30 protein-coding genes and 2 tRNA genes are annotated in these 25,858 nt (G+C 62.9%); 17 read left to right on the top strand and 15 right to left on the bottom strand.

The window, feature by feature from the left end; genetic code table 11:
* Nucleotides 1-85: 85 nt before the first annotated feature.
* Complete coding sequence (locus tag LB545_RS18490; protein WP_181165131.1) at nt 86-226, bottom strand: hypothetical protein; 141 nt, start codon at nt 224-226, stop codon at nt 86-88.
* A gap of 110 nt (nt 227-336) precedes the next feature.
* Here LB545_RS18490 and LB545_RS18495 point away from each other — a divergent pair, with 110 nt between their 5' ends.
* The 6 genes from LB545_RS18495 (at nt 337) to LB545_RS18520 (ending at nt 4,868) form a co-directional block, all read left to right on the top strand.
* Nucleotides 337-510, top strand: a complete 174-nt coding sequence (locus LB545_RS18495) for a hypothetical protein (RefSeq protein ID WP_181165130.1) — start codon at nt 337-339, stop codon at nt 508-510.
* A gap of 69 nt (nt 511-579) precedes the next feature.
* Nucleotides 580-2,673 (top strand): ATP-dependent helicase, encoded by a 2,094-nt coding sequence (locus LB545_RS18500; protein ID WP_224705608.1) that lies wholly within the window; start codon nt 580-582, stop codon nt 2,671-2,673.
* An 8-nt stretch (nt 2,674-2,681) separates the two neighbouring features.
* Nucleotides 2,682-3,455 (top strand): 4-hydroxy-tetrahydrodipicolinate reductase, encoded by a 774-nt coding sequence (dapB, locus tag LB545_RS18505; RefSeq protein WP_140670125.1) that lies wholly within the window; start codon nt 2,682-2,684, stop codon nt 3,453-3,455.
* 507 nt (nt 3,456-3,962) lie between these two features.
* A complete protein-coding gene (locus LB545_RS18510) occupies nt 3,963-4,166 on the top strand; it encodes a DUF680 domain-containing protein (protein WP_140515477.1) in 204 nt (67 codons plus the stop codon).
* A gap of 44 nt (nt 4,167-4,210) precedes the next feature.
* Complete coding sequence (locus LB545_RS18515; RefSeq protein ID WP_224705610.1) at nt 4,211-4,438, top strand: DUF680 domain-containing protein; 228 nt, start codon at nt 4,211-4,213, stop codon at nt 4,436-4,438.
* Nucleotides 4,439-4,628: 190 nt separating this feature from the next.
* Nucleotides 4,629-4,868, top strand: a complete 240-nt coding sequence (locus LB545_RS18520) for a DUF680 domain-containing protein (protein WP_140670121.1) — start codon at nt 4,629-4,631, stop codon at nt 4,866-4,868.
* A gap of 47 nt (nt 4,869-4,915) precedes the next feature.
* Here the strand turns inward: LB545_RS18520 and LB545_RS18525 are convergent, their stop codons facing one another.
* Genes LB545_RS18525 through purM form a run of 5 tightly spaced genes read right to left on the bottom strand, consistent with a single transcriptional unit; the run spans nt 4,916 to nt 7,916 of the window.
* Nucleotides 4,916-5,425: a SixA phosphatase family protein gene (locus tag LB545_RS18525; RefSeq protein ID WP_140494356.1), complete on the bottom strand. Its 510-nt coding sequence runs from the start codon at nt 5,423-5,425 to the stop codon at nt 4,916-4,918.
* Between the two features lie 51 nt (nt 5,426-5,476).
* Nucleotides 5,477-5,818, bottom strand: a complete 342-nt coding sequence (locus LB545_RS18530) for a type II toxin-antitoxin system HicB family antitoxin (RefSeq protein ID WP_140494354.1) — start codon at nt 5,816-5,818, stop codon at nt 5,477-5,479.
* Nucleotides 5,815-6,069: a type II toxin-antitoxin system HicA family toxin gene (locus LB545_RS18535; protein WP_140558881.1), complete on the bottom strand. Its 255-nt coding sequence runs from the start codon at nt 6,067-6,069 to the stop codon at nt 5,815-5,817. Before LB545_RS18535 ends, LB545_RS18530 begins: the two co-directional genes overlap by 4 nt.
* 60 nt (nt 6,070-6,129) lie before the next feature.
* Nucleotides 6,130-6,843 (bottom strand): phosphoribosylglycinamide formyltransferase, encoded by a 714-nt coding sequence (gene purN / locus LB545_RS18540; protein ID WP_140565088.1) that lies wholly within the window; start codon nt 6,841-6,843, stop codon nt 6,130-6,132.
* The gene (gene purM / locus LB545_RS18545) at nt 6,840-7,916 is read right to left on the bottom strand and encodes a phosphoribosylformylglycinamidine cyclo-ligase (RefSeq protein ID WP_140494348.1); all 1,077 of its coding nucleotides are present in this window, start codon (nt 7,914-7,916) and stop codon (nt 6,840-6,842) included. The genes purN and purM overlap by 4 nt, the downstream gene beginning before the upstream one ends.
* Nucleotides 7,917-8,088: 172 nt before the next feature.
* On the opposite strand from purM, the gene LB545_RS18550 reads away from it, so the two are divergent.
* The 3 genes from LB545_RS18550 to hdaA are packed head-to-tail and all read left to right on the top strand — an operon-like array spanning nt 8,089 to nt 10,544.
* Nucleotides 8,089-8,646 carry a CDP-alcohol phosphatidyltransferase family protein gene (locus LB545_RS18550; protein ID WP_140495033.1) on the top strand — a complete coding sequence of 186 codons (558 nt, stop codon included), beginning with the start codon at nt 8,089-8,091 and terminating at the stop codon, nt 8,644-8,646.
* Nucleotides 8,618-9,805: an AI-2E family transporter gene (locus LB545_RS18555; RefSeq protein WP_224705612.1), complete on the top strand. Its 1,188-nt coding sequence runs from the start codon at nt 8,618-8,620 to the stop codon at nt 9,803-9,805. Before LB545_RS18550 ends, LB545_RS18555 begins: the two co-directional genes overlap by 29 nt.
* 34 nt (nt 9,806-9,839) lie before the next feature.
* Nucleotides 9,840-10,544: a DnaA regulatory inactivator HdaA gene (gene hdaA / locus LB545_RS18560; RefSeq protein ID WP_140494345.1), complete on the top strand. Its 705-nt coding sequence runs from the start codon at nt 9,840-9,842 to the stop codon at nt 10,542-10,544.
* A 395-nt stretch (nt 10,545-10,939) separates the two neighbouring features.
* On the opposite strand, the gene LB545_RS18565 is transcribed toward hdaA, so the two are convergent.
* The 4 genes from LB545_RS18565 to LB545_RS18580 form a co-directional block, all read right to left on the bottom strand.
* The gene (locus LB545_RS18565; protein ID WP_140520617.1) at nt 10,940-11,950 is read right to left on the bottom strand and encodes an ABC transporter substrate-binding protein; all 1,011 of its coding nucleotides are present in this window, start codon (nt 11,948-11,950) and stop codon (nt 10,940-10,942) included.
* Nucleotides 11,951-11,977: 27 nt separating this feature from the next.
* Complete coding sequence (locus tag LB545_RS18570; RefSeq protein ID WP_140584473.1) at nt 11,978-12,766, bottom strand: ABC transporter permease; 789 nt, start codon at nt 12,764-12,766, stop codon at nt 11,978-11,980.
* Nucleotides 12,763-13,632 (bottom strand): ABC transporter ATP-binding protein, encoded by an 870-nt coding sequence (locus tag LB545_RS18575; RefSeq protein WP_140670119.1) that lies wholly within the window; start codon nt 13,630-13,632, stop codon nt 12,763-12,765. The genes LB545_RS18570 and LB545_RS18575 overlap by 4 nt, the downstream gene beginning before the upstream one ends.
* 308 nt (nt 13,633-13,940) lie before the next feature.
* Nucleotides 13,941-14,017, bottom strand: a tRNA-Pro gene (locus LB545_RS18580).
* Nucleotides 14,018-14,158: 141 nt separating this feature from the next.
* Between LB545_RS18580 and LB545_RS18585 the strand changes: the two genes are divergently transcribed.
* From LB545_RS18585 to LB545_RS18605, 5 genes are all read left to right on the top strand, one after another.
* Nucleotides 14,159-14,464: an ETC complex I subunit gene (locus LB545_RS18585; RefSeq protein WP_140494338.1), complete on the top strand. Its 306-nt coding sequence runs from the start codon at nt 14,159-14,161 to the stop codon at nt 14,462-14,464.
* Nucleotides 14,465-14,522: 58 nt separating this feature from the next.
* Nucleotides 14,523-14,599 (top strand) — tRNA-Arg (locus LB545_RS18590).
* 289 nt (nt 14,600-14,888) lie between these two features.
* The gene (locus LB545_RS18595; RefSeq protein WP_140494336.1) at nt 14,889-15,113 is read left to right on the top strand and encodes a hypothetical protein; all 225 of its coding nucleotides are present in this window, start codon (nt 14,889-14,891) and stop codon (nt 15,111-15,113) included.
* Nucleotides 15,114-15,298: 185 nt separating this feature from the next.
* A complete protein-coding gene (locus tag LB545_RS18600) occupies nt 15,299-16,087 on the top strand; it encodes a GGDEF domain-containing protein (protein WP_140494334.1) in 789 nt (262 codons plus the stop codon).
* Nucleotides 16,088-16,240: 153 nt separating this feature from the next.
* Nucleotides 16,241-17,461 carry an anion transporter gene (locus tag LB545_RS18605; protein ID WP_140670117.1) on the top strand — a complete coding sequence of 407 codons (1,221 nt, stop codon included), beginning with the start codon at nt 16,241-16,243 and terminating at the stop codon, nt 17,459-17,461.
* Nucleotides 17,462-17,564: 103 nt separating this feature from the next.
* On the opposite strand, the gene LB545_RS18610 is transcribed toward LB545_RS18605, so the two are convergent.
* The 5 genes from LB545_RS18610 to LB545_RS18630 all read right to left on the bottom strand — a co-directional run bounded on the left by LB545_RS18610 (nt 17,565) and on the right by LB545_RS18630 (nt 21,766).
* Complete coding sequence (locus tag LB545_RS18610) at nt 17,565-17,885, bottom strand: cupredoxin family copper-binding protein (protein ID WP_224705615.1); 321 nt, start codon at nt 17,883-17,885, stop codon at nt 17,565-17,567.
* The gene (locus tag LB545_RS18615; RefSeq protein ID WP_140521607.1) at nt 17,882-18,406 is read right to left on the bottom strand and encodes a DUF4142 domain-containing protein; all 525 of its coding nucleotides are present in this window, start codon (nt 18,404-18,406) and stop codon (nt 17,882-17,884) included. Before LB545_RS18615 ends, LB545_RS18610 begins: the two co-directional genes overlap by 4 nt.
* A 115-nt stretch (nt 18,407-18,521) precedes the next feature.
* The gene (locus LB545_RS18620; RefSeq protein ID WP_224705617.1) at nt 18,522-19,190 is read right to left on the bottom strand and encodes an RNA polymerase sigma factor; all 669 of its coding nucleotides are present in this window, start codon (nt 19,188-19,190) and stop codon (nt 18,522-18,524) included.
* Between the two features lie 90 nt (nt 19,191-19,280).
* Nucleotides 19,281-20,369 (bottom strand): HPP family protein, encoded by a 1,089-nt coding sequence (locus LB545_RS18625; protein ID WP_140515503.1) that lies wholly within the window; start codon nt 20,367-20,369, stop codon nt 19,281-19,283.
* Nucleotides 20,370-20,581: 212 nt separating this feature from the next.
* On the bottom strand, nt 20,582-21,766 hold the full coding sequence (locus tag LB545_RS18630) for a cystathionine beta-lyase (protein ID WP_140515505.1): 1,185 nt from the start codon (nt 21,764-21,766) through the stop codon (nt 20,582-20,584).
* Nucleotides 21,767-22,357: 591 nt separating this feature from the next.
* Here LB545_RS18630 and LB545_RS18635 point away from each other — a divergent pair.
* The 3 genes from LB545_RS18635 to LB545_RS18645 all read left to right on the top strand — a co-directional run bounded on the left by LB545_RS18635 (nt 22,358) and on the right by LB545_RS18645 (nt 25,800).
* Nucleotides 22,358-23,386 carry an amino acid ABC transporter substrate-binding protein gene (locus LB545_RS18635; protein ID WP_140494320.1) on the top strand — a complete coding sequence of 343 codons (1,029 nt, stop codon included), beginning with the start codon at nt 22,358-22,360 and terminating at the stop codon, nt 23,384-23,386.
* 65 nt (nt 23,387-23,451) lie between these two features.
* A complete protein-coding gene (locus tag LB545_RS18640; protein WP_140494318.1) occupies nt 23,452-24,639 on the top strand; it encodes an amino acid ABC transporter permease in 1,188 nt (395 codons plus the stop codon).
* 3 nt (nt 24,640-24,642) lie between these two features.
* Nucleotides 24,643-25,800, top strand: a complete 1,158-nt coding sequence (locus tag LB545_RS18645; RefSeq protein WP_224705618.1) for an amino acid ABC transporter permease — start codon at nt 24,643-24,645, stop codon at nt 25,798-25,800.
* Nucleotides 25,801-25,858 lie beyond the last annotated feature (58 nt).

The raw sequence follows: 25,858 nt of genomic DNA on the forward strand, positions 1-25,858 counted from the left end.
CTCCCAAGCGGCGCCGGCCGTCCTTTCCAGGCTGTGCTTTGTGCTGTCCCGCCGTGGTCCGCGGCGTTGCTGCACGCATGTCAACTCATTTGCCGGTCTTATCGGCTACAGGATTGCCGTCGGCGTGCGGGTTTTCCGCTGCCGGAGCCTTGGTTGGCGGGACGTTGTTGTCGCAGGCCGACACGGCCAGAACGATCAGCAGAAGGCCTAGGGAGAGCTTCTTCATCGCTACCTCCTCTCGTCTGACAACGAGACGACTTCCGTTTGGTTGCGACGATCAAGCCGAGGAACAAAAGCTCATGTCTCCGGTTGGATCAGGCAAAGGAGGACTGCTGGATGATCCGTCTGCTCTTGGCCTGCACCATCGCCTTCGTCACTTACCGCCTCGCGCGCAAGCTGATCGAGGACGTACCCGACACCGTAGATCCCCTGTTGCTGCCAGTCCCGAAGAATGATCGGGAGACATTGCGCAGGCAGTCGGCAGCGATGGGTGTCGATCCGGAACGCTGACCTGTCGACCCTGAGCTCGCCGCGCCGCTTCCTTGTTGCGAACAAAGCGGAAACGATGCTTGATGGGCGATGAACCTTGCCGCTCATGATTCGACATTTCGGGAACCGACCGACCAGCCCGCTTACCTCGCAAGGCTGAATGATGCCCAGCGCCAGGCCGTCGAGCATGGCGACGGCAGGATCGCCGGACCGCTGCTGGTCATTGCCGGCGCCGGCTCGGGCAAGACCAACACGCTGGCGCATCGCGTCGCCCATCTCATCGTCAAGGGGGCTGATCCGCGCCGCATCCTGCTGATGACGTTTTCACGCCGCGCCGCCTCCGAAATGGCCCGGCGCGTCGAGCGCATCGCCGGCGAGGTGCTCGGCCGTGACGCCTCGATCGTCACTGACGCGCTGACCTGGGCCGGCACCTTCCATGGCATCGGTGCACGGCTGCTGCGCGATTACGCGCAGGAGATCGGCCTCGATCCGGCGTTCACCATCCACGATCGCGAGGATTCGGCCGACCTGATGAACCTGGTGCGCCACGAACTCGGCTTCTCGAAGACGGAAGCGCGCTTTCCCACCAAGGGCACCTGCCTTGCCATCTATTCGCGCGCCGTCAACGCGCAGGCGCCGCTCGGCGAGGTGCTGGGCTCCGCCTTTCCGTGGTGCGCCGGATGGGGCGAACAGCTGAAGCAGCTGTTCGCTGGCTATGTCGAGGCCAAGCAGGCGCAGAACGTGCTCGATTACGATGACCTGCTGCTCTACTGGGCGCAGATGACGGCCGAACCGGAGATAGCGATGCATCTGGGCGGGCGCTTCGACCATGTGCTGGTCGACGAATACCAGGATACCAACCGGCTGCAGGCCTCGATCCTCATGGCGCTCAAACCCGATGGCGCCGGGCTGACGGTGGTCGGCGACGATGCGCAATCGATCTATTCGTTCCGCGCCGCCGAGGTGCGCAATATCCTGGACTTCCCAAACCAATTCGCGCAGGCCGCCGATGTGGTGATGCTGGAGCGCAACTACCGCTCGACCGAAACCATTTTGGCCGCCGCCAATGCGGTGATCGGCGAGGCCTCGGAACGCTTCACCAAAAACCTGTGGTCGGAACGCAAATCCGCCGCCAAGCCGAGGCTGGTGACTGTACGCGACGAGGTCGAACAGGCCAATTTCGTCTGCGAGGCCATCCTGGCCGAGCGCGAGGCCGGCACGGCGCTGAAATCGCAGGCGGTGCTGTTTCGCGCCTCGCACCACAGCGGGCCGCTGGAAATCGAGCTGACGCGGCGCAACATTCCCTTCGTCAAGTTCGGTGGGCTGAAATTCCTCGATGCCGCTCATGTCAAGGATGTGCTGGCGGTGCTGCGCTTTGCCGAAAACCCGCGCGACCGCGTCGCCGGATTTCGCGTGCTGCAGCTTTTGCCGGGCATCGGCCCCTCGGCCGCGGCGCAGGTCGTGGAGACGATGACATCGGCGCTGGACGAGGCGATGGGCCTTGCCGGCTGGCGGCCGCCGCAGCGCGCGGCGGATGACTGGCCGGGCTTCGTCTCGCTCTACTCCGGCCTGCGTGCCGGCGCCAAATGGCCGGCCGATCTCGAACAGGTCAGGCTCTGGTACGAGCCGCATCTCGAGCGCATCCACGAGGACGCAACCACGCGCCGGGCCGACCTTCTGCAGCTCGAGCAGATCGGATCCGGCTACGCTTCGCGCGAACGGTTCCTGACCGAGCTGACGCTCGATCCGCCGGACGCGACCAGCGACCAGGCCGGGCCGCCGCACCGCGACGAGGATTATTTGATCCTGTCGACCATCCACTCGGCCAAGGGCCAGGAGTGGAAGAACGTGTTTGTGCTCAACACCGTCGATGGCTGCATTCCGGCCGATCTCGGCGTTGGTACCAGGGAAGATATCGAGGAGGAGCGCCGGCTGCTTTACGTGGCGATGACAAGGGCCAAGGACAGCCTCAACCTGGTCATGCCGCAGCGCTTCTTTGCGCATGGCCAGGCGGCGCGCGGCGACCGCCATGTCTATGCCTCGCGCACGCGCTTCATCCCGGCCTCCCTCCTTGCGGCATTCGAACAGACGGTATGGCCGGCAGCGCAAGCAGCGCCGGGCAGGGCGCCCCGGCCGGAGATACGCGTCGACATTGGCGCGCGCATGCGCGGCATGTGGAAATAGCCGCGGCGATGGCGCCAGTCAGGATCGCAATTGCCGGTGCGCTCGGCCGCATGGGGCGCCAGATGGCGGACGCCGTGCAGGCCGACTCGCGGCTGGCGCTTACTGCCCGCTTTCATCGACCGGGCATTGCCGGCGATGGCCTGGTCAGCCGCGACGAGGCGCTCGGCCTGGCCGATGTGGTCGTCGATTTCACCACGCCGGCGGCATCGGCCGATCTGGCGAGAGCCTGCGCCGGCCGTCGCGGGCCTGCCATGGTCATTGGCTCGACCGGTTTCGATGACGCTGAATTGGCAGCCATCGCCGATGCCGCGAAAACCGTTGTCATCGTACGCTCCGGGAGCTTTTCGCTTGGGCTGAACATGCTGGTCGGATTGGTCGAGCAGGCGGCGAGAGCGCTCGGTCCCGCGGACTGGGATGCAGAGATTTTAGAGGCGCATCACCGCCACAAGATCGATGCGCCATCGGGCACCGCCCTGATGCTCGGCCAAGCCATTGCCGACGGACGCGGCGTCGAACTCAATGCGATGGCGAGGCTTGTTCGCGACGGTGTCACCGGTGCGCGGCCTGCCGGCGAGATCGGCTTCGCGATGCTGCGCGGCGGCAGCATCGTCGGCGAGCACAGCGTCAGCTTCTGCACCGGGGGCGAGATCGTCACCCTGTCGCATGCGGCCGAGGACCGCGTCATGTTCGCCCGTGGCGCCATCGCCGCAGCCCTCTGGGTGGCCGGGCGACCGCCCGGTCAATACGGTATGCGCGACGTCCTTGGCTTTGGCGCTTCCTGACGGGCCAGAACCCGCCGCTTTCCATTTCTCCAGTCGGCAAAATGACTGAAAGCTTGCGCCTGCCGCGACCGGAGGCGAAGCCTCCGCGTGGAGAATGCGGCGCGCCTCTTGGCGCGTCCTTCAGCCCGTTTGCAAGCGACAATGTCGACCCAGCCGCAAAAGCAAACGCCCGGATGCGGCCACTTGCGCGGGCCTTACGTAGATAAAGACCGAACCGTTCGGTTCGATTTATGTTGACGGACCGTACATCAAACGGTGAACGTACGCTCTGCGCAAACGGGTGGGCTCAATGGAGTTTTCTCAATAAACCGTTGGTTCAACAAGATAAAATTGTGGCAGCCAGCGATGTCGTTTCAATTTCAAGGGCCGTCCCACAGCTTTTTTGGCACATTTTCGTGACTGGAAACGACAACACCGCAGACCCATCTCGGGGTGGTCCGAGCGACGCGAAATCCTCCCAAGGGCACGCCACTAGACGGACAGAACAAACATACTGGAGTAACCAAAATGACCAAGATCGCTCTTACCGCCGCTGCCATCCTCGTTGCCACGGGCACCGCTTTCGCCGGCAGCGACAATTATGGTTCGGCCAACGCCAATCAGCCCGCCGCCGCTGTCGACCATTCCGTCACCGCTTCGACCTCGAAGACGAACGGAACCGTCCAGGCCCCGGCTTCGCAGGGCGCCGACCGCAACCTTTTCGGCCGCTAATCGCGACTGCCGACATCAACCAACTTGAACTCAGGAGTAAAGAAATGACCAAGATCGCTCTTACCGCCGCCGCCATTCTCATTGCCACGGGCACCGCCTTTGCCGGCAGCGACAATTATGGTTCCAATAATGTCAACCAGCCGGTTGCCAACCAGTCGACCTCCAACATCGACACCACGCATACCGGCTCGATCACCAAGTCCGTAAAGGCGCAGGGCGACGCGAATGCCAACGTGCCGGCTCAGTCTGGCCAGGGCATCTGGGGCCGTTGATTCTGTAAGTCTTCGACCACAAAGAGCGGTGGGCCTGGCCCGCCGCTCTTGTTTTTTGCGCATGACCAATCCTCCAAGCTCGGCAGAAAACAATCCGAGCCCAGGAATAAAACAGGAGTGCCTGGGGTCTTGTCCTTAGCGGAACCGTCCTCCCAAGACGCCGCCTAACGGATGAATCCAGGAGATTGAAATGAACAAGATCGCCCTCGCCACCGCCGCCATCCTCGTTGCGACCGGCAGCGCCTTTGCCGGCAGCGACCATTATGGCTCCGACAATGCCAACCAGCCCGTCGCCCCGATGGCGGGCGTGGACCACCTTGTCACCGGCGCGCTCAAGGATACGGGCATGGCCAGCCACGAGACAGGCGATGCCAAGACGAAGCCCACGACCGACTGGCCCGAACCCGGCCAAGGCATCTGGGGCAATTAACGTCCCGGACACGCAGCGGCCTTGGCTGCCAGCTTAACCCCGGATTTCTAGCGCAGATCCTTCGGACGCAGGCAATGCGTCAGCCGCGCGGACGACAGGTTGGACCAGTCGCCCTGGAAAACGAGGCGCGCAAAGGCTGCCGTTGGAAATTTTCCTTCGAGCCTCCTGCGCGCCTTGGCCTCTGACCCTGGCCCGGCAAGCTGTTTCGCCAGATATTGCAGACCGGGATTGTGGCCGACCACCAGCAAGCTGTCGTTCGACGGATCGGCTTGACGAATCTGGCTCAGAATATCCGTCGCTGAGGCTTCATAAAGCGCCTCGGAGAACGCGACTCGTGGATGCGCTGGCAACTCCGCGTCCACCAGCCGCCAGGTCTCGCGGGTGCGCAGCGCCGGCGATACCAGCGCCTGGTCCGGCAGCCACCCGCGCGTCGCGAGTTCGCGCCCTATCAATTGGGCCGCCTTCAATCCGCGTTCGGCGAGCGGCCGGTCGAAATCGGGGAGGTTGGGATCGTCCCAACTCGACTTGGCGTGGCGCAGCACAAACAACTGTTTCACGATACTCCCGGTCGAATGGCGGATGCAGATGGAGGCAGGACAGCTGCTGGTTCAGGCAATTTGCTTTTCGGCGGCCTCGCGCAAGACTTCTTCTCCCCACTGGTTCAGGCTCTTGCCTGCGAGTTCCGCTGCCATTGCGACTTTTGAATGAACCGAGGGGTCAACGCGCAACATGAGATTGCCGGAATAAGGTCTTTGCGGCGACTTACCGATTTTCGCGCAAGTTTCGACATAGTCGTCCACGGCTTCATGGAAGGCGGCTTTTAGCCCCGCGACAGTTTCTGAATGGAAGGATACGCCGTCTCGAATACCGGCAATACGGCCGAAGAAAATCTCGTCATCGTCATCATAATCAACACGGGCCGAATAGCCCTTGTAGGTCATCGCATTCATGGCTTCACTCCGATCCTCGACAAGAATTGGCGAGCATCCCGTACTTGATATCGCTTTGCTTCCTTTGAAGGGTGCGGCCGGTGGAACGTCTCGACTTCGCTCTTAAAGACAAAACGCACGCGTGAGCCGCTTCCTTCGATCACCTGGCAACCAACGGCGACCAGCAAGGTTTCGACGGCAATCCATTCGATACTGCCCGAAACTGGATCGGTGAATATCGCCTTGAGCACGCGCCTATGCTTGCTGTTCATGCAAGCATGAGATAGGCGAGTGCGCCAAAGTTTGCAATCAAATTATGACTGCAAAAATGCCTACGGCGTGATCCGCGCCAATTGCTCGAAATCGATTTCCTCGCGCAGCGGGCTCGGTGCAATGATCATCGAGGTTGCATTGTCGGCATCGTCGGCGAAGCGGGCAAACACGGTGTGGCCCTTTTCCATCCGGGCCTTGCCCTCGGCGACCAGCCCCAGCGCCAGCGGATAGAGCTGGTGTTCCACCTTCAGCACTCGTGCGGCAAGTGTGTCGGCATTGTCGCCGACCATTACCGGCACCGCCGCCTGTGCGATGATCGGGCCGTCATCCATCTCGGACGTGACGAAATGCACCGTGCAGCCATGGATACGCATACCCGCCACCAGCGCGCGCGCATGCGTATCGAGCCCCTTGAAGGCCGGCAGCAGAGCGGGGTGGATGTTGATCATGCGACCCTGCCATTTCTGGACGAGGCCGGTGGTCAAAATGCGCATGTAGCCGGCCAGTGCCACGATCTCGGCATTGAAGGCCGTGAGGGCCGCATCGATCGCGGCGTCGTGCGCCTGCTTGCTGGCGTGGTCGGCCCGGGAAATCACCTGGGTGGCGATGCCGCGCGCCCTCGCCATGCCGAGCCCGGCGGCATCCGCCTTGTCGGAGATGACGCCGACGATTTCGGCGGGGAAAGCCGGGTCGCTGGCGGCGGCGATCAGCGCCGTCATGTTGGAACCGCGCCCCGAGATCAGAACGACAGTGCGTTTCTTCTGCGCACTCATAGACCGATCGAACCCCGATAGATGACGCCGGCGTCGCGGCGCGGCACGATCCGGCCGATCGGCGTCACCGTCTCGCCGGCTTCCTGCAAGACGGCAGCGACCTGCGCCGCCTGGCCGGACGCCACCGCCAGGATCATGCCGATGCCGCAGTTGAAGGTGCGCATCATCTCTTCGGGCGCCACACCGCCGGTTTTGGCCAGCCATGAGAACACAGGCGGCACGTCGATGGCGTCGAGATCGAGCTCGGCCGAGAACTCCTTCGGCAGAACGCGCGGAATGTTTTCGGGGAAGCCGCCGCCGGTGATATGGGCCAGCGCCTTGATGCCGTGCGTGTTGCGGATCGCCTTCAGGATCGATTTCACATAGATCCGGGTCGGCTCGAGCAGCGCCTCGGCCAATGTGGCCTCGTCATTGAAGGGAGCCGGATCGGTCCATGCCAGGCCGCTGGTCGCAACGATGCGGCGCACCAGCGAAAAGCCGTTCGAATGCAGGCCCGACGAACCCAGCCCCAGCAGCACGTCGCCCTCGACGATGTCGTCGGTGGGCAGAAGCTGGCCGCGCTCGGCCGCGCCCACGGCAAAACCGGCAAGGTCATAGTCCTTGCCGTGATACATGCCCGGCATTTCGGCCGTCTCGCCGCCGATCAGCGCGCAGCCGGCCTGCCGGCAGCCCGCGGCGATGCCGCCGACGATCGCCGCACCCTGGTCCGGATCGAGCTTGCCGGTGGCGAAATAGTCGAGGAAGAACAGCGGTTCGGCACCCTGCACGACGATGTCGTTGACGCACATGGCGACGAGGTCGATGCCGATCGTGTCGTGCTTGCCGGCGTCGATGGCGATCTTCAGCTTGGTGCCGACGCCGTCATTTGCAGCGACCAGCACCGGGTCGGTAAAGCCGGCGGCCTTGAGGTCGAACAAGCCGCCGAAACCGCCGATCTCGCCATCGGCGCCCGGCCGGCGCGTCGCCTTGACCAGCGGTTTGATCTTCTCGACCATGAGATTGCCGGCATCGATGTCGACGCCAGCCTCGGCATAGGTGAGCCCGTTCTTACGCTTGACTGTATCGCGCTTCATATCTGGCTTGTCGCTGTTTCCTTTGCGGCTCTTCGCATGAACGGTTTCGGTCCGCAAGGAAAACGGCGCTGAAACTGCCGCTCCCCACCAGGGGAAGCTCGGCAGCTTCTCTCTTGCGCCCATCCCCCATCTCCATCATCTATCGTTCAGACAGAAGCGACGGGACATGCGCTTGACCATCCCCAACCTGATCACAATCATGCGCCTTGTCCTGGTGCCTGCCGTGGTGCTGGCCATGCTCCAGGCGCGCTGGGATTGGGCCTTTGCCGGGTTCCTCGTTGCCGGCATCTCGGACGGCGTCGACGGCTTCATCGCCCGCCGGTTCAACCAGCATTCCAAGCTCGGCGCCTATCTCGATCCGGTAGCCGACAAGCTGCTTCTGGTTTCCGTGTTCGTCGTGCTGGGCTTCATCGGGCAATTGCCGCTGTGGCTGGTCGTCACCATGGTGTCGCGCGACGCGCTGATCATTTGCGCGGTGCTGTTGTCCACCGTGATGGCCCACCCCGTCGAGATGAAGCCGCTCCTCGTCTCCAAGGTCAACACCGCCATCCAGATTGTACTGGCGGCGCTGGTGCTGGGTGAGCTTGCTTTTTCGATCCATCTCGATCCACTTCGTCCCGCCCTCATAATGCTGTCCGGGGTCTTGACCGTGGCTTCGGCCGCAGCCTATCTCGTGGCTTGGCTGAGGCATATGAGCGGCTATGGCGAAGGCTCCACCCCGGGCACCTGACAAAGAAGCTGCGGCGAGCGCGCCGGCGGCCGCCGGTGATGATCCATCCGCCGGATTCCGCCGGCAGATCTTCTTCTGGCTTGCCGGTGTCGCCGCGCTTGCGCTTTTCCTCTATGTTTTCAGCGCCATCCTCTTGCCCTTCGTGGCCGGCATGGTGCTCGCCTATTTCCTCGATCCCGTGGCCGACCGGCTGCAGCGGCTCGGCCTCAGCCGTTTCATGGCAACGGTGGTCATCCTCATCACCTTCCTTGTCGTGCTGGTGCTGGCCTTTGTCATCCTCATCCCGGTGCTGGCGACGCAGATGGCCGATTTTGCCGGCAAGTTGCCTGAGTACCTGACGCGGCTGCAGAGCCTGATCACCTCGTTCGATCCGAAATGGCTGGAACAGAAATTCGGCGTCAACGCCAATGGCCTGCGCGACGGATTGAACTCACTGCTGACATCCGGCTTCGGTCTGCTGACGACCGTGTTCACCTCGATATGGAGTTCGGGCGTGGCGCTGGTCTCGGTGATCAGCCTGTTCGTGGTGACGCCGGTGGTCGCCTTCTACATGCTGCTCGACTGGGACCGCATGGTGGCGGTGATCGACAGCTGGGTGCCGCGGGACAATGTCGCCACGGTGCGCGCCATCGCCAGGGACATCAACACGGCAACGGCCGGCTTCGTGCGCGGGCAGGGCACGCTGTGCCTGGTGCTGGGCGCCATGTATGCCACTGGCCTGACGCTAACCGGTCTCAATTTCGGCATCCTCATCGGCCTGTTCGCCGGGCTGATCTCCTTCATCCCCTATGTCGGCTCGCTGACCGGACTGGTGCTGGCCGTCGGCGTTGCCTTCGTCCAGTTCTGGCCGGACTGGACCATGGTCGTAGCGGTCGCGGTGGTGTTCTTCATCGGCCAGTTCGTCGAGGGCAATATCTTGCAGCCGCGGCTGGTCGGCAAAAGCGTCGGCTTGCATCCGGTGTGGCTGATGTTCGCGCTGTTTGCCTTCGGCGCGCTGTTTGGCTTCGTCGGCCTGCTGATTGCGGTGCCTGCATCGGCCGCGGTCGCGGTCCTGGTGCGCTTTGCCATTGCGCGTTATCTGGAATCGCCGCTCTACAAGGGTCACGGCAAGGCCGTGCCGCCATTGCCGGCCGATCGTCGCAAAGGCATCAATCCATGATCCGGCCTGGCCGGGTCGCGCGGCTGAGCCTGGCATGAGCGACCAGAGGGCCGACCCGCCGCGCCAGCTGCCGCTCGATCTCGGCCATGGCACCGGCTATTCGCGAGACGAACTCGTCGTCTCCGGCACCAACAACCAGGCAGTGGCGCTGGTCGACCGCTGGCCGGACTGGCCCTCGCCGGTGGTCGTGCTGGCCGGTCCGGCCGGTTCCGGCAAGACCCATCTGGCCTCGATCTGGCGGGCACGGGCGGATGCCGTTCAGGTCGACGCGCACCGCATCGGCGACAGCATTGTAAATCTCGGTGCCCGGCCGGCGCTGATCGACGACGTCGATACCGGCACAGTCGACCAGCAAGGGCTGTTTCATCTGATCAATGCGGTGCGCGGCAGCGGCTCGCATTTGCTTTTGACGGCGCGCCGCTTTCCCTCGGCCTGGGGCGTCACGCTGCCGGATCTGGCGTCGCGGCTGAAGGCGGCGGCAACCGTCGAGATCCACGAACCCGACGATCTCCTGCTGGCAGGTGTCATCACCAAGCTGTTCGCCGACCGCCAGGTCGAGGTCGAGCCGCATGTCGTGCAATATCTGGTGCGCCGCATCGAGCGCTCCCTGGCGACGGCCATGCGCGTGGTGGAGCGGCTGGACCGCGCCGCGCTCGAACGCAAGACGTCGATCACCCGGGCGCTGGCGGCTGAAACCGTCAGCGCCATGGACGAGGGGCAGGGCGAGTTCGAGGTCTAGCGCGCGATGGTCGCCGGCCAGCAAACGGTGGTTCCATGTCCCTTTAGCCGTCCCATTTCGGGAAACAAAAGCTGGCACCGATCTTGCGATACAAGCTTGCCGGCTGACCCCGGTCCTGATTGCGTTCCAAATCAGGTTGTAGGCTCGCCGGGAGTGGGGCGGTTGGGGTTCTCGCCCGGCGAGCTTACCTTCATGTGACTTCAGTCACCCTCACTCTTGCTGCGCGTTCGGCTGGCCCGCGCAATGCCAAGCTAGGTGAGAGAAGAACGGGTATTCGTCAATTGACGGATACCCAAAATGGCGACGGGGCCACCGAGTCGCTGAAATGCCGGCGCTCGGTGAACTCCGTGGCTGAGGCGAACGAGCCATATGCCCGCTGCTTGACGTTGATCTCGTCAGTTGGCCTTCTTCGCCTTGTTCACATAGTCGTTCGTGTACGTCTGCGTGATATCGATCTTGGCGTTGGCCACATCGGGCGAACCGAGAGAGAAAACGTCGAGCACGGCCTGCGCGCCTTTTGGATCCATGAGCCCGGTGGTCGAATACATGGGGATCGCATTTTTCAACGCGGCCAGATAGGCGTCCTTGTCGCTGCCGATCAGATTGTCGGGGATCTGGGCCATGATCTCTTCGGCGCTGTGGGAGTGAATGTAATCCAGCGTGGCAAGCATGGCATTGGTCAATCCCTGCGTTGCTTGGGGATGCGCGGCCATCCATTCCGGCCGGGTGTAAAGCGCTCCGCCGGGATAGTCGCCTCCGAATACCGCCTCGGTATCCTTCTGGGTGCGCGTGTCCGCCAGGATGGTCAGGTCCTTATGCCTGGCCTGAAGCACGGTGACGGCCGGATCGAGCGTCACCACGGCGTCGATCTGCCCTTGCTCCATGGCGGCGACGGCGGTAGCGCCCAGCCCAACGCCGATCACGGCGGCGGATGTCGGGTCGATGCCGTTCTTCTGCAGAAGGAACTTCAGGAAGAAGTCGGTCGAGGAACCGGGAGCGGTCACGCCGACCTTTTTGCCAGCAAGGTCCTTCACTGACTTGATCTTGCCGGTCTGGCCCGGCGCCACCGCCAGCACCAGTCCCGGGAACTGGTCGTAAACGACGAAGGATTGCAGGCGCTGGTTCTTGGCGGCCAATTTCACCGTGTGATCGAAATAGCCGGACACCACATCCGCGCTGCCACCCAATACTGCGGTCAGCGATTGAGAACCGCCCTTGAAATCGACGAGGTCTGCATCGATACCGGCTTTTTCGTAAGCGCCGATCTGTTTGGCGAGCACGGTCGGCATGTAGCAGAGGCATGATGCTCCGCCGATCGAAATGGTGACCTTTTCGGCGGCCCCCGCGTCTGTGGCCACCGCGAGCAATACGACGGCGGCGGCCGCCAGTTTCGAAATGATCCTCATGATCTCCTCCTTGAGCGGAATTGGGGCCTATCGGCCTGGTTTCGAGAATTCAGGCCGCCAGACAAGCAGCCTTTTTTCGATCAGCGTGACGATCCAGTCGATCAAGAGCACAAAAGCGGCGAGGACGAACATTCCGGCAAAGACGCCCGCTACGTCGAAAACGCCCTCGGCCTGCTGTATCAGATAGCCTAGTCCGCCCGCCGCACCGAGATATTCGCCGACCACGGCGCCGACCACGGCAAATCCGACGGAGATATGGAGCGATGAAAACACCCAGGACAATGCCGATGGCATATAGACGTGGCGCAGCAATTGCCGTTCGTTCATGCCGAGCATTCGGGCATTGGCCAGCACCGTCGTGTTCACCTCCCTCACGCCCTGGTAGACATTGAAGAAGACGATGAAGAAAACCAGCGTCACGCCCAAGGCAACCTTGGACCAGATGCCGAGGCCAAACCAAAGCGTGAAGATCGGCGCCAACACGACGCGGGGAAGCGCATTGGCCGCCTTTACATAGGGATCGAAGACGGCCGCAAGTCTCGGCTTGCGGGCAAACCAGAAGCCGATCGCGATCGCTGCCAGCGAGCCGATGGCGAAGGCCAGCATGGACTCCCACAGCGTGATCCACAGATGATGCCAGATCGTCCCGGTGGCAAACCACTTCCATATCTGGCCTGCCACCGCCAATGGGGTCGAGAAGAAGAAGGAAATATTGTTCGGATCGCCGATCAGGTGCGTCGTCGACGCTGCCTGCCAGAGCGCGATGACGATGACGGCCACGGTTAGCTGTGCGAAAAGCAGCGTCGTCCTTTTCATCGGATCGCTCCTTCTTCAATCTCGCCGTAAGCCTTGAGCACTTCCTTCTTCAGCATGTGCCAGATGTCTCGATGCAATTCCTGGAAGCGCGGTTCCAGCCTGATTTCCGAAATATCGCGTGGACGCGCCAGCGGGATTGGAAAGTCGCCGATGATGCGTGCCGAGGGACCGGCTGACATCACCACCACGCGATCAGCCAGCGCGATCGCTTCCTCGAGGTCGTGGGTGACGAACATCACCGCCTTGCGGTCGTCCGACCACAGCTTGAGCAAAAGGCCGCCCATGATCAGCCGCGTCTGTGCGTCGAGCGGTCCGAAGGGTTCGTCCATGAGGATGATCTTGGGGTCGCGGATCAGCACCTGCGCAAGAGCAACGCGCTTTTTCTGGCCGCCTGAAAGCATGTGAGGGTAGCGCTCGCAGAAAGCAGCCAGGCCGACGCGTCCGAGCCATGCTCGCGCGCGTTCCTTTGCTTCGGAAGAGGGCACGCCTGCCACTTCCAGCCCGATGGCCACATTGTCCAGGCCGGTCTTCCAGGGCATCAATGCGTCCTGCTGGAAGAGGTAGCCAGCCTGTCTGTTGAGACCGCGAAGCGGGGCGCCGAACACACGGACGCTGCCTGCCGAAGGCTCGAGAAGCCCTGCGCCGGCATTCAGCAGCGTTGACTTGCCGCAGCCCGTCGGCCCAATGATCGCCACGAATTCCTGGTCGCCGACTTTCAGATCGGCGCGGGCGACCGCCTGGAAGCTACGCCCGGCCGCCAATGCGAAATCTATGGTCACTCCATCGAGATCGACCGCGATCCCGGTTCCGGCTGGCGGCTGTCTGAATTTTGTCTCCGTGCCGCCCGTGGCGGTTTCCGTCGTCATGCTGAATGCCGCCCTGCGCCGAGACGGGTGGGTGTCCAACTGTCGCTCATGGTTCCTCCGTGAGGCTTTAGCGGAGACCGTCGATGTCCGATGGGCATCTGTTGCCCCGCACCGTGTCGTGTTCCGGCTCACAATAGTCGATGCGGTGGAGCAGGCAACTTTGCCGTCCGCGGCTTTTTGTTGCGACCGTGACATGCAGCAGCAAAGACCACTGGGCGCGCGCGGAGATTGCCGACAGCCCCATTCTGCACCCGACACATTGCCATTCGCAGGCGCCAACGGCCCTCGATTGCCTGTTCTGTGAAAGGTGGTCGGAGTGGAGAGATTCGAACTCCCGACCCTCTGGTCCCAAACCAGATGCGCTACCAGGCTGCGCTACACTCCGAACGGTCTGTTGCCTATTCATTTCAGTGTTGCATGGCAAGTGCAAAAACCTGCAAGTGCAAAAACCTTGCCGCCGTCGGCATTGCGCAGTAATGACGGGCGAAGAGGCGGCCATGCTGCCTTGCACAGCAATGAGGTGGTCATGTCCGCGCGCATTTTCAGTCCAGCCAAAACCGCGATGCAGTCCGGCACGGCCAAGACCGGCCATTGGGTGCTGGAATTCGATCCCGAGATGCGCAAGAAAATCGACCCGCTGATGGGCTACACCACTTCCGGCGACATGAGGAGCCAGATCAAGCTGACCTTCGACACGCGTGAAGAGGCCGTGGCCTATGCCGAGAAGGAAGGGCTCGCCTACCGCGTCGAGGAGCCGAAAGAGCCCAAGCGCCGCCAGATTTCCTATGCGGAAAATTTCCGCTATGACCGCAGGACGCCCTGGACGCATTGACCGGCAAAGCCCGGGCGGGCGCCAGCGCAGACATCTTACCGGCTCCGAGCCGGCCAGCGGTCCCGTAGCTCAGCTGGATAGAGCACCGGCCTTCTAAGCCGATGGTCACAGGTTCGAATCCTGTCGGGATCGCCAATAATTTCAACGGCTTAGCTGCTCCGGACGTGAGAAATTTCAACGCGGGCAGGAATCCGGTCGGAACTTTTCATCCCTTCTCGTCTTCACGAATGCGCTTGCCGGCGCGACGGCGGCACGCCGCCGCCGCGGCGCCCTTTCCGTATTATTTCGTGACCTTGTCGCGCGGGAACCTTCGTAACGATCACGCGTTCGGGGCCTTGTATTCGCGGTCCCTCATAAAAGTAAGCATTCGGGCTGCGAATGGCGGGCAAAACAAGCATGGGTTGGGGAAGGAGAAAACCGCGTCATGTCGAAACGTGAAATTGGAACGTCGCCCGCCCTGGGGCGACGTATCGCCGAGCTCAAAGCCAAGATGCAAACCGCCCGGATTTCCGACCATGAGCTGAAGACCTTCCATAAGGTTGCCGCCATCATGGGAGCGGGCGAAGGCTCTCTAGGCCTGGATGCCGACGATCTGATCGCGGCATCCTTTGTTGCAGAGACGCTGGGCGAATCGGCGCCCAACGGCTGACGGCAGGACCCTCCTGTCGTAGGTCCGGATCGATCATCCGGACAAATCTTCGAGACGCAGGCCGGAGGCGGCCGCCGGTCCGGCGGCCGTAACCCTGCAACCTCTGCCGTCGAATTGGAGGGAAAGTCTTATCGTTTTGTTTGCGTTGGCGCGTCATAGTAGACGCGGCTAACGGAGTTGAAGAGATGAAGCTCGACCTGTCGCCGACGAGTTGGGGCAGGGTGATCGCCGTCACCGCCGCCGGCACGGCGTTCTTCATTGGCGTGGCGTTTTTCGTCGATTCGTTCAATTTCCCGTATCTTTCGCCCGAAGCTGTGTGGCGGGCTCAGCTGACCGACATTCTGTTGCCCCTGGTGCTGGGTGGATCGTTTCTCTTCTTCCTGATGTGGAAGATACGCCAGTTGGCCATTGCCCAGCGCGATCTCACCGTCGTTGCCGCCACCGACAGCCTGACGGCGGTGCTCAACCGCGGCGCTTTCTCCATGCTGGTCGAAGCCTATCTCGAACAGGTCCGCAAACAGGCGTCGGCCAATTCCGGTGCGCTGCTGATCATCGACGCCGATCACTTCAAATCGATCAATGACCGGCTTGGGCATGACTGCGGCGACCAGGCGCTCAAACTGATCGCGCAGACGATCAAGGATCAGCTCCGCGGCACCGACATCGTCGGCCGCATCGGCGGCGAGGAATTCGGCGTGTTTCTTCCCGGCGTCGATCCCTCGCAATCCTGGCTGGTTGCCGAAAGCATCCGCCGGCGAATTCGCGAGGTGGAATTTTCGCCGGGCGGCCGGTCCTGTCCGCTTTCCGTGAGCATTGGCGGTACCGCCTTTAACGGGCCGACCACCTATGAGGAGATATTCTCGGCAGCCGACAGGCGGCTCTATGCCGCCAAGTCAAATGGACGCGACCAGGTCAGTTTCGATCCGATGGTTTCCCAGCAAACGCCGCCAGCCGCGACAATCACGGTTCATTGAGGCGGATCCGGCCAGCCACCGGCGCCGGGGGCGCGTCGCTGGGGATTTCTGCAGCCATCACGCAGAAGGTATTTTCGCTTTGCGCGCCGCCCGCTAAAGGTGGTGGCCACAGCTCCGGCCGGGGCTGAATGCATCGGGCAGGGCCTTCTTCGCATGACATTGATGGGCGCGGCGGCACTGCTGATCCTGGTCCTGACCTATGCCGGCGTCGCCGTCGGCCGCATACCAGGCCTGCGCCTCGATCGGGCGGGGATCGCACTGCTCGGCGGGGCCGCGATGATAGCCATCGGGGCGATCAGCCTGGAGGATGCCTACCGCGCCATCAATTTCGACACCATCACGCTTTTGCTCGGCATGATGATCGTAGTGGCGCATCTGAAGGTCTCGGGCGCCTTTCGCGGCCTCGGTGCCGTCGCGATCGAGCATGCGCATGCGCCGTTCATGCTTTTGGTTATGGTGACCCTGCTGACCGGCCTGCTGTCGGCTTTCCTGGTCAATGACGCCATCTGTCTTGTCATGGCGCCGATCGTCGTTCACGTCACCCGCGCCATCAAACGCAATCCGGTTCCTTACCTCATCGCGACCGCCACCGCGTCAAATTGCGGCAGTGTCGCCACCATCACCGGCAATCCGCAAAACATGGTCATCGGTGCGCTGTCGGGCATCTCCTATCCGGCCTTTTCAGCGGCTCTGGCTCCGGTTGCCCTGTTCGGTCTCGTCGCGGTCATCGCCATTGTTCGCATCGTCTACCGCACCGAATTCGCGCGCAACGGCGAATTGACGCCACAGGTCTCGCGCGGCCGCATGCATCGCCGCCAGGTGCTGAAAGCGGTGGTGGTTTGCATCGGACTGGCCGTTGCCTTCTTCGCCGGTGTGCCTGTCGCCAAGGCGGCGCTCATCGGCGGCGCCATCCTCCTGCTCACCCGCGCCATCAAACCAGAGCGCATCTATCGCGAAATCGACGGGCCATTGCTGTTCATGTTCGCCGGCCTGTTCATCGTGGTTGCCGGCGCCGAACGAACGCTGCTGACACCGGACATCGTCGCATCGGCCAAGAACGTCGGGCTGGACGACGTCTGGCGCCTGTCGGGCTTCACCGCGGTGCTCTCCAACATAATGAGCAACGTGCCGGCCGTGCTGGCGCTGCGGCCCTTCATCCCCGGCCTGGAAAACCCCGAGCGCGCCTGGCTGGTCGTCGCCATGAGCTCGACGCTGGCCGGCAATTTCACGCTCCTGGGCTCGGTCGCCAATCTGATCGTTGCCGAACAGGCGCGCGCCGCCGGCACGTCGCTGTCGTTCGGCGCTTTCTTCAAAGTCGGCCTGCCATTGACGCTGCTGACGCTGGCGGCTGGCACGGCATGGCTGGCGCTCTGATCCCTGGCGCGACTGTTCCGTGCTCAATTGCTCCGGAGTGACGGGTGCTCCGGAGTGACGGGGCTTGGTATTTGCGGCCAAGTCCCGCCACCGGCCCAGATTTTCAGGGCGCCACTATCAATCGGCCTTTCATGTTGGGATGGAAGCGGCAGAAATAATCAACCGCTCCCGCCGTCTTGAGGGTCAGTTTTCCCTTCGCCTTCGGCGGGATCATCACCTCCCAGCCGCCCTTCACCGTGGCCGTGTGGGCGAATGCGTCCTTGTTCACCCACTCGATCGTGTCGCCGACCCTGGCCTCGACGCTTGCGGGCGAGAAGACGAGCTTGTCGATCGTCACCTCGATCGTCGCTGCCGGCGCCGGGCCGGCGGCAAGCACCAGCGCCAGCCAGGCAAGGAGCGGTCGGATCAGCACGGCCGCTTTCATTTCAACATGCCGGCGACATGTTCGGCATGCTGCTCATGCCCCTGGAAGATCTTGAGGCCGGTTTCGAGCAGGCTCTTCAGCTCGGCATTGCTGGCTGACGGAATGAGCAGGGTTTCGAGCGCTCCATTGACCTGCTTGTGGTAGGCCACCTCGTTTTCGATATAGGCCTTGTCGAAGGCAGCCCCTTTCAGCTTGGCGAGCTTGGCATGTTCCTCTTTCGCCGCCTTGGTCAGCGCCTGGCTGGTGGCATTGTCTTCCGGCTTCACCTTGAGCTTCTTGAGCAGGTCGAGCGCCTGCTTGTTCACCGCTTCGTGGTCGCGCTCCATGTCCTTGGCGAAATCGACGACTTCCTTGTTCTTGGATTTCTTGATTGCCTGCTTGGCCGCCTCGATGTCGATCATGTCGGCTGTGTAGGCGATGTGGGCGATCTGCGGGTCGGTCGGCTTGTCGGCAGCTTGCGCGAATGGGGCAGCGCCAAGCAGCAAGAGGGCGGCAAACGCTGTGGTATGTCGGATAAGCATGGCATCTCCTTCGCCCGACAGGCTGGGCAGCGGGCTTCATCTGGGTTGACATTCATTGGATGAGGATGGCGCAGAAACGTTCCCGACAAATCGGCGAAAGATCTGGCCTTGAAGATCACCCGTCGAATCCGAGCCGTTTCATCACGGCCTGCGTCAGCCGCTCGCAGCGCCGGCCGGCGAAGGGAAAGGCGTCGAGCAGCACCGGCCCGATCTCGTCGTCCAGCGCCTTGCGCAGCAAAACGCGGGCGCGGTGCAGTCTCGTCTTGACGGTCTCGGGCCGCACGCCGAGCAGGTCGGCGGTCTCCTCGATGCTCAGCCCCTCGATGACGCGGGCCACGAAAACCGCGCGATAGGCGTCGGGCAGGCTGTCGGTCGCCCGCTCGACAAGCCCGAGGATCTGCCGCTGCGCCATCGTCCGCTCCGGATCGTCGCTTGGGTTGAGGGGAAACCGGATGATCTGCGCTTCCGGGTTTTCAGGCATGGCCACGGTTCGCCGTCCTTTGCGAAGCCGCCCGAGCGCCTCGTTGATGACGATGCGCGACAGCCAGGTGGAAAGCGAAGCATCGCCGCGATAGGTGCCGAGATTGGTAAAGGCCCTGACATAGGCCTCCTGCACGATGTCCTCGGCCTCGCTGTCGTTGCGCACCATGCCGCGCGCCAGTCGGTAGAGCCGCTGGTTGTTCAGCTTCATGATCTTGCGAAAGGCATCGCTGTCGCGGGCAAGCGCGCGGGCTACGAGCCGGAGCTCGTCCGTCGCCGTTGATGTTGCCGTCAGCGCGGGCATGTGTCCTCCATCGATCCTTGCACGGAAGATTGGATGCAGGTTTCGAAAAAAGGTTCCCGAAAAATCACGCCAGGCGATCCGCCTGGCTGCCTATGCTAGCACTTTGGCCGGCTCCCTGCCGGTGTTTTGCATCCGCGCCGTCGCGGCCAGCAGATCGGTCTGCGTGATCAGCCCGAGGATGTGGTTTTTATCGTCGACGATGATGACGGCGTGGCTGCGCCCGTCGGTCAGCACTGGCAGCAGCGCCATGGCGTTCGAGCCGGCAGTTGCGGTTGCCGCCGGCGAGATCACGGTTCCGACCGTGCCGGCCGCCAGCGTCAGTTCCCGCAAGCCCACGGTTCCGGCCAGCCTTGCCTCGGCATCCACCACCGGCAAGGTTCGTATGTTGTGGTCAAGCAGCAATTGGCGCGCAGCGGCGGCTGGCGTGTGCTCGTCCACCGAGATGACGTCGCGCGACATGATGTCTTGGCACCGCAACGTCGCATGCTCGCGCACCATGGCCTGCAGCTCGACCTGCCGCAGCAGCCGGTCGAGATCGCCCCGGTCGATGTCGAAGGTCTCGTCGAGCGCTCCAAGCGCGGCATCGATATCCTCGGAGCGAAAACCGACACGCAATTGCGCCGGCGGGTCGATGGTGCCGTGGCTGTTTACCGGCGCCGGGGCCGGCACGTGCGGGTAGTTGCGCCGGGCCAGCTTGTGGAAGCCGTAGCCAAGCGCCACCAGCAGCATCGAATTGACCGCCACGGGCACGAAAGGAAAAAGGAAGCCGGCGCTGATGACGGCTGGACCGCCGAACACCGCGGTCAATGCCGCCGCACCCCCGGGTGGATGCAGGCAGCGCGTGAACGACATTGCGGCGATCGCCAACGCTACCGCAATACCGGTGGCGAGCACCGGCTGGTGCACGAATTGCACCACGATCACGCCGACAAGCGCCGAGATCGTGTTGCCGCCGATGATCGACCAGGGCTGCGCCAGCGGGCTGGCGGGCACCGCGAACAACAGCACCGCCGATGCTCCCATTGGCGCCACCAGCAGCGGCACATGTGGCCCGCTACCCAGTGTGAGTCCGCTGATCGCGCCAGTCAGCGCAATGCCGATCATCGCACCGACGCAGGCGATGATGCGTTCGCGCAGCGTCGCGCCGGCAAGAATGGGAACAAAGAGGCGGAACGCCATGGGCAGGCTCTTGGTGCGGTGGCTGGGGAATGATTTCCGCTGCCGCAATGAAGCGGAAGCCGGCAATTTGGAAGTCAAACAAATCCGCAAAACTGCGGATGGGGAGAATAATATTGCCGACATGGCCGGACCGGGGCGCCGCGTGCGGCCCCCGTTTGCTCAATCGCGTCAAGGCCTTGCGGGCGTTGCTGGTATCGGTCCGAGAGGTCGCGTCAGGCCGCTGCGGCGGCGGTGAGCCCGCGAAGAATATCGGTCATGAGGTCCTCGACATCCTCGAGGCCGATCTGGAGACGAATCAACGGCCCTTCATAGGGGCCCTTGGCAACGACGCGGTCGCCGAGCCAGACCGGCACGGCAAGGCTCTCGTAACCGCCCCAGGAGTAGCCGAGACCGAAGATCCGCAATGCGTCGAGGAACGCGTGCTGCTGTTTCTGGCCGCCGCCGGCAAGCACGATGGAGAAGATGCCGCTGGAGCCGGAAAAGTCACGCTTCCACAGCGCGTGGTCGGGATGGCTGGGAAGGCCAGGGTGGAGCACGCGCGCGACGCCCTTCTGGCCCTCCAGCCACGCCGCGATGGCGAGCGCGCTGCGCTGATGGTGGTCGAGGCGCACGCCCATGGTGCGCAGGCCGCGCAGCACCTGGTAGACGTCGTCGGGTCCGGCGCAGCAGCCAAGCGTGCAGAAGCTTTCATACAGCTGTTTCCAGCAGGCCTCGGTGGCCGACACCGTACCCAGCAGCACGTCCGAATGGCCGGCGGGATATTTCGTCGCCGCATGGATCGAGATGTCGACGCCATGGTCGAGCGGACGGAAATAAAGCGGCGTCGCCCAGGTATTGTCCATCATGACGATGGCACCGGCGGCGTGCGCGGCCTTCGCGATGGCTGGTATGTCCTGCACCTCGAACGTGTTTGAGGCCGGCGATTCCGTGAACACCACCTTGGTGTTCGGCTTGATCAAGGCGGCGATGCCCGCGCCGATGCCGGGAGCATAATACTCGACCTCGACGCCGAGCCGCTTCAGCATCGTGTCGGCGAAGTTGCGCGTCGGATGATAGACGCTGTCGACGATCAGCAGGTGGTCGCCCGCCGAAACGAAGGCAAGCAGCGGCACCGTCACCGCCGCCAGGCCCGACGGGACCACGATCGTGCCGGCCGACCCCTCCAGCGCGTCTATGGCCTGGGCCAAGGCGTCGGTGGTCGGTGTGCCGCGCGTGCCGTAGGTGTATTTCTGGTCCCGTCCAGCCATCGAGGCGGCATTGCGGAACAGCACCGTGGAGGCGTGCACGACAGGCGGATTGACGAAGCCGAAATAGTCGTGCGGGTTGTTGCCCGAATGGGCAAGCCGCGTGTTGATGCCCATTTTGCCAGTCACCGGCTCGTTGCCGTCTTTTGCCATTCGTCGTCGCCTTTTTTGGTAAGCCGCTAGCCATAGTGCGGCGACATGGACCGCGCAACAGCCGGCTTTCGCCAGGACCCCGACTTCGAATGTGCCAATTGCCGGAGCCGCCGCAGGCCGACTGCAAGCGTAATGGCGCGGCCAGAAAGCCCGCCGCCGGCAGCGGCATGCGTCGCCTGATAGCGCAAAGCGTACCTCACCATGACCCAGATCCAGCCAGAGGGCGCAGACATCGGCACGCAACCGGCCGGCAGAGCACAGTAACGCAGAGTAATCGGGCGGATGGATTTTTTGCGGACAGAGCGCAGCCTGGCGTAGGGCGAGCTTCGCCGGCTTTATTCGCGCTTCTGACTAAATTGCGGGCGCGTTTGTCTGCTATTCAGGCAATTGCGGCAAACGATTTTCAAACCCATCTGAATTCGGTCATTTTCCTTGACCTCACAGGAATTATCGCCTTCGATGCTGTTCGTGAATGGGAGGCGGCGCGTCGACTGCGATGCGGAGTTCCGGAAATGGGCCGGAACGAAAAGCTGCGTTCACGCGGGAAAAAAAGATCAGGTTTGCCTGAAAACAGAAAAGGGTCTGTGGGTCATGAAACACATTGCAATCGGCATCCTTGGAGCCGCCGCGCTTGGAGCCGTGGCTTCAACGGCTTCAGCCACCACGCTCGACACGGTCAAGCAGAAGGGCTTCATCCAGTGCGGCGTGTCGACGGGCCTGGCCGGCTTCTCGGCGCCGGACGACAAGGGTGACTGGCAAGGCATCGATGCCGATTTCTGCCGCGCCGTGGCGGCCGCCGTCTTCGGTGACGGCTCCAAGGTCAAGTTCACGCCGCTCAGCGCCAAGGAGCGCTTCACCGCGCTGCAGTCGGGCGAGATCGACATCCTGTCGCGCAACACCACCTGGACCATTAACCGCGACACGGCACTTGGCCTGAACTTCATCGGCACCACCTACTATGACGGCCAGGGCTTCATGATCAACGCCAAGAAGCTGCCGGGCGTCAATTCGGCGCTTCAGCTGTCCGGCGCCGCCGTCTGCGTGCAGAGCGGCACCACCACCGAGCTCAACCTCGCCGACTACTTCAAGGCGAACAAGATGGAGTACAATCCGGTCGTTTTCGAGAAGCTCGAAGAGGTCAACGCAGCCTATGACGCCGGCCGCTGCGACGTCTACACCACAGACCAGTCGGGCCTTTACGGCATCCGCCTGACGCTGGGTGCGCCGGCCGATCACGTCGTGCTGCCGGAGATCATCTCCAAGGAGCCGCTCGGACCGGCAGTGCGCCAGGGCGACGACCAGTGGTACCATATCGTCAAGTGGACCTATTTCGCGCTGCTCGATGCCGAGGAACTCGGCATCACCAAGGCCAATGTCGACGAGATGAAGAACTCGGCCAGCCCTGAGATCAAACGCGTGCTCGGCCAGGAAGCCGACACCAAGATCGGCACCGATCTCGGCGTCTCCAACGACTGGGTCGTCAACATCGTCAAGGCGGTCGGCAATTACGGCGAAATGTTCGACCGCAATGTCGGCTCGGGCAGCCCGCTGAAGATCGCTCGCGGCATCAACGCGCTGTGGACCAAGGGCGGCCTGCAATACGCTCCGCCGATCCGCTGATCGAAATGTGATCCGGAAGGCAGAACCATCTGCCTTCCGGTTTCTCTTTCACAGGGGACGGTGATATGGCATCGCAGGAAGTCCTTCGCGAGGACACAAGTCGCGGCTCCTTTATCAACGACCCGAAAGTCCGCAGTCTCTTCTTCCAGACACTGGTCGTCGTCGTTCTGTTCGGCTCTGTCTGGTGGATCGTGCAGAACGTCATCGACAATCTGCAGCGTCTCCATATCGCCTCCGGTTTCGGCTTTCTCAGGGGCCGCGCCGGATTCGACATCTCGGACACGCCGATCGCCTACACGTCGGATTCGACCTACGGTCGCGCCATCATTGTCGGCCTGATCAACACCATCATCGTCGCCGTGGCCGGCATCGTCACCGCGACCATTATCGGTTTCGTCATCGGCATCGGCCGGCTGTCGCAGAATTGGCTGATCCGCAAGATCTGCACGGTCTATGTCGAGATCTTCCGCAACATCCCGCCGCTGCTGGTCATCTTCTTCTGGTATTCGGGCGTGCTGGCCGTGTTGCCGCCGCCGCGCGAGAGCTATAACCTGCCTTTCGGTTCCTTCCTCAACCAGCGCGGCTTCTATTTTCCGCGCGCCGTCTGGGGCGAGGGCTCCTGGCTGATATTCGTGGCGCTCATCGTGGGTATCGCCATGGCCTGGTTCGTCGCCCGCAAGGCGCGCCAGCGGCAGATGGCGACGGGTCAGCAATTTCCCGTGTTCTGGACGTCCGTCGCGCTGATCGTCGGCCTCCCGCTGCTCGCCTATGCGCTGAGCGGCTTTCCGCTGAGCTTCGATTTTCCGAAACAGTCGACCTTCAACCTGACCGGCGGCTTCCAGGTCAAGCCGGAGTTCCTGTCGCTCTATCTGGCGCTGTCCTGCTACACGGCGGCCTTCATCGCCGAGATCGTGCGTGCCGGCATCAGGGGTGTCAGCAAGGGCCAGACCGAGGCCGCCGCGGCACTTGGACTGCGGTCGGGATCGATCCTGCGGCTGGTCGTGGTGCCGCAGGCCATGCGCATCGTCATCCCGCCGTTGACCAGCCAGTATCTCAACCTGACCAAGAACTCCTCGCTGGCCATCGCCATCGGCTATCCGGACCTGACGGCGACCGCCGGCACGGTGCTCAACCAGACCGGCCAGGCGGTCGAGGGCGTGCTGATCATGATGATCGCCTATCTCATACTCAGCCTGGTGACCTCCGCCGTGATGAACGTGGTCAATGCCAGAATGGCGTTGGTGGAAAGGTAGGCCATGCAGGAACACGACATGTCCTGGGTGCGCACCGAAATGGCCCTGGCGGAGGCGGCGCCGATCAGCGAGCGCGGCCTGTATGCCTGGGTCCGCAAGAACCTCGTCGGTTCGGTCGGCGACACCATTCTCACGATACTCGGCATCATCATCGTCGCCTGGGTCCTGCCGCAGGTCATCAACTGGGCCTTCATCAATGCCCAGTGGACCGGGCCGGACCGGACCGTCTGCGCGACCGTGGCGCAGGGCGGCATCCAGCCCGATGGCTGGAGCGGCGCCTGCTGGGCCTTCGTCAACGCCAAGTTCGGCCAGTTCATGTTCGGCACCTATCCGGTCGAGGAGCGCTGGCGGCCGATCCTGGTCGCCATCCTGTTCGCGGCGCTGCTGGTGCCGATGCTGGTCCCCAGCGTGCCGCGCAAGGGCCTGAACGCCATCCTGCTTTTCCTCGTGCTGCCGATCGTCGCCTTCTTCCTTCTGGTCGGCGGCGTGTTCGGCCTGCCGCATGTCGAGACGTCGCGGTGGGGCGGACTGCTGATCACGCTCAGCCTCTCCTTCGTCGGCATCGCCGTGTCGCTGCCGCTGGGCACCGTGCTGGCGCTCGGCCGGCGCTCCAAGATGCCGATCGTCAAGATGCTGTGCATCGTCTTCATCGAAGCCGTGCGCGGCATCCCGCTGATCACAGTGCTGTTCTTCGTCAGCGTCATGCTGCCGCTTTTCCTGCCCGCCGGCGTCACCTTCGACAAATACCTGAGGGCGCTGATCGGCGTGTCGCTGTTTGCCGCCGCCTATATGGCGGAGGTGGTGCGCGGCGGCCTGCAGGCGATCCCCAAGGGCCAATACGAGGGCGCCGATTCGCTCGGCCTCGGCTATTGGCAGAAGATGGGACTGATCGTGCTGCCGCAGGCGCTGAAGCTGGTCATTCCCGGCATCGTCAACACCTTCATCGGTATGTTCAAGGACACCAGCCTGGTCCTCATCATTTCAATGTTCGACCTGCTTGGCGTGGTCAAGCAGAACTTCTCGGACGCCAACTGGGCGACGCCGCAGACCGCGAAATCCGGTCTCGTGTTCGCCGCCTTCGTCTTTTGGCTGTTCTGCTTCGGCATGTCGCGCTATTCAATGTATACGGAACGCCGGCTCGACACCGGTTACAAACGATAAAAAGGGGATTGGTTCATGGCCACCGAAAACGCCGTCAGCGCGGAAGAGATCAAGGTCA

It is taken from the genome of Mesorhizobium sp. BR1-1-6 (assembly GCF_020165355.1).
Classification (GTDB): Bacteria; Pseudomonadota; Alphaproteobacteria; order Rhizobiales; family Rhizobiaceae; genus Mesorhizobium.

Excerpts from the sequence above, each read along its gene's own strand:
- LB545_RS18490 (WP_181165131.1), bottom strand. The coding sequence starts at position 226 with ATGAAGAAGCTCTCCCTAGGCCTTCTGCTGATCGTTCTGGCCGTGTCG.
- LB545_RS18495 (WP_181165130.1), top strand. The coding sequence starts at position 337 with ATGATCCGTCTGCTCTTGGCCTGCACCATCGCCTTCGTCACTTACCGC.
- LB545_RS18500 (WP_224705608.1), top strand. The coding sequence starts at position 580 with ATGAACCTTGCCGCTCATGATTCGACATTTCGGGAACCGACCGACCAG.
- dapB (WP_140670125.1), top strand. The coding sequence starts at position 2,682 with ATGGCGCCAGTCAGGATCGCAATTGCCGGTGCGCTCGGCCGCATGGGG.
- LB545_RS18510 (WP_140515477.1), top strand. The coding sequence starts at position 3,963 with ATGACCAAGATCGCTCTTACCGCCGCTGCCATCCTCGTTGCCACGGGC.
- LB545_RS18515 (WP_224705610.1), top strand. The coding sequence starts at position 4,211 with ATGACCAAGATCGCTCTTACCGCCGCCGCCATTCTCATTGCCACGGGC.
- LB545_RS18520 (WP_140670121.1), top strand. The coding sequence starts at position 4,629 with ATGAACAAGATCGCCCTCGCCACCGCCGCCATCCTCGTTGCGACCGGC.
- LB545_RS18530 (WP_140494354.1), bottom strand. The coding sequence starts at position 5,818 with ATGAATGCGATGACCTACAAGGGCTATTCGGCCCGTGTTGATTATGAT.
- LB545_RS18535 (WP_140558881.1), bottom strand. The coding sequence starts at position 6,069 with ATGAACAGCAAGCATAGGCGCGTGCTCAAGGCGATATTCACCGATCCA.
- purN (WP_140565088.1), bottom strand. The coding sequence starts at position 6,843 with ATGAGTGCGCAGAAGAAACGCACTGTCGTTCTGATCTCGGGGCGCGGT.
- purM (WP_140494348.1), bottom strand. The coding sequence starts at position 7,916 with ATGAAGCGCGATACAGTCAAGCGTAAGAACGGGCTCACCTATGCCGAG.
- LB545_RS18555 (WP_224705612.1), top strand. The coding sequence starts at position 8,618 with ATGGCGAAGGCTCCACCCCGGGCACCTGACAAAGAAGCTGCGGCGAGC.
- hdaA (WP_140494345.1), top strand. The coding sequence starts at position 9,840 with ATGAGCGACCAGAGGGCCGACCCGCCGCGCCAGCTGCCGCTCGATCTC.
- LB545_RS18565 (WP_140520617.1), bottom strand. The coding sequence starts at position 11,950 with ATGAGGATCATTTCGAAACTGGCGGCCGCCGCCGTCGTATTGCTCGCG.
- LB545_RS18570 (WP_140584473.1), bottom strand. The coding sequence starts at position 12,766 with ATGAAAAGGACGACGCTGCTTTTCGCACAGCTAACCGTGGCCGTCATC.
- LB545_RS18575 (WP_140670119.1), bottom strand. The coding sequence starts at position 13,632 with ATGACGACGGAAACCGCCACGGGCGGCACGGAGACAAAATTCAGACAG.
- LB545_RS18585 (WP_140494338.1), top strand. The coding sequence starts at position 14,159 with ATGTCCGCGCGCATTTTCAGTCCAGCCAAAACCGCGATGCAGTCCGGC.
- LB545_RS18595 (WP_140494336.1), top strand. The coding sequence starts at position 14,889 with ATGTCGAAACGTGAAATTGGAACGTCGCCCGCCCTGGGGCGACGTATC.
- LB545_RS18600 (WP_140494334.1), top strand. The coding sequence starts at position 15,299 with ATGAAGCTCGACCTGTCGCCGACGAGTTGGGGCAGGGTGATCGCCGTC.
- LB545_RS18605 (WP_140670117.1), top strand. The coding sequence starts at position 16,241 with ATGACATTGATGGGCGCGGCGGCACTGCTGATCCTGGTCCTGACCTAT.
- LB545_RS18610 (WP_224705615.1), bottom strand. The coding sequence starts at position 17,885 with ATGAAAGCGGCCGTGCTGATCCGACCGCTCCTTGCCTGGCTGGCGCTG.
- LB545_RS18615 (WP_140521607.1), bottom strand. The coding sequence starts at position 18,406 with ATGCTTATCCGACATACCACAGCGTTTGCCGCCCTCTTGCTGCTTGGC.
- LB545_RS18620 (WP_224705617.1), bottom strand. The coding sequence starts at position 19,190 with ATGCCCGCGCTGACGGCAACATCAACGGCGACGGACGAGCTCCGGCTC.
- LB545_RS18625 (WP_140515503.1), bottom strand. The coding sequence starts at position 20,369 with ATGGCGTTCCGCCTCTTTGTTCCCATTCTTGCCGGCGCGACGCTGCGC.
- LB545_RS18630 (WP_140515505.1), bottom strand. The coding sequence starts at position 21,766 with ATGGCAAAAGACGGCAACGAGCCGGTGACTGGCAAAATGGGCATCAAC.
- LB545_RS18635 (WP_140494320.1), top strand. The coding sequence starts at position 22,358 with ATGAAACACATTGCAATCGGCATCCTTGGAGCCGCCGCGCTTGGAGCC.
- LB545_RS18640 (WP_140494318.1), top strand. The coding sequence starts at position 23,452 with ATGGCATCGCAGGAAGTCCTTCGCGAGGACACAAGTCGCGGCTCCTTT.
- LB545_RS18645 (WP_224705618.1), top strand. The coding sequence starts at position 24,643 with ATGCAGGAACACGACATGTCCTGGGTGCGCACCGAAATGGCCCTGGCG.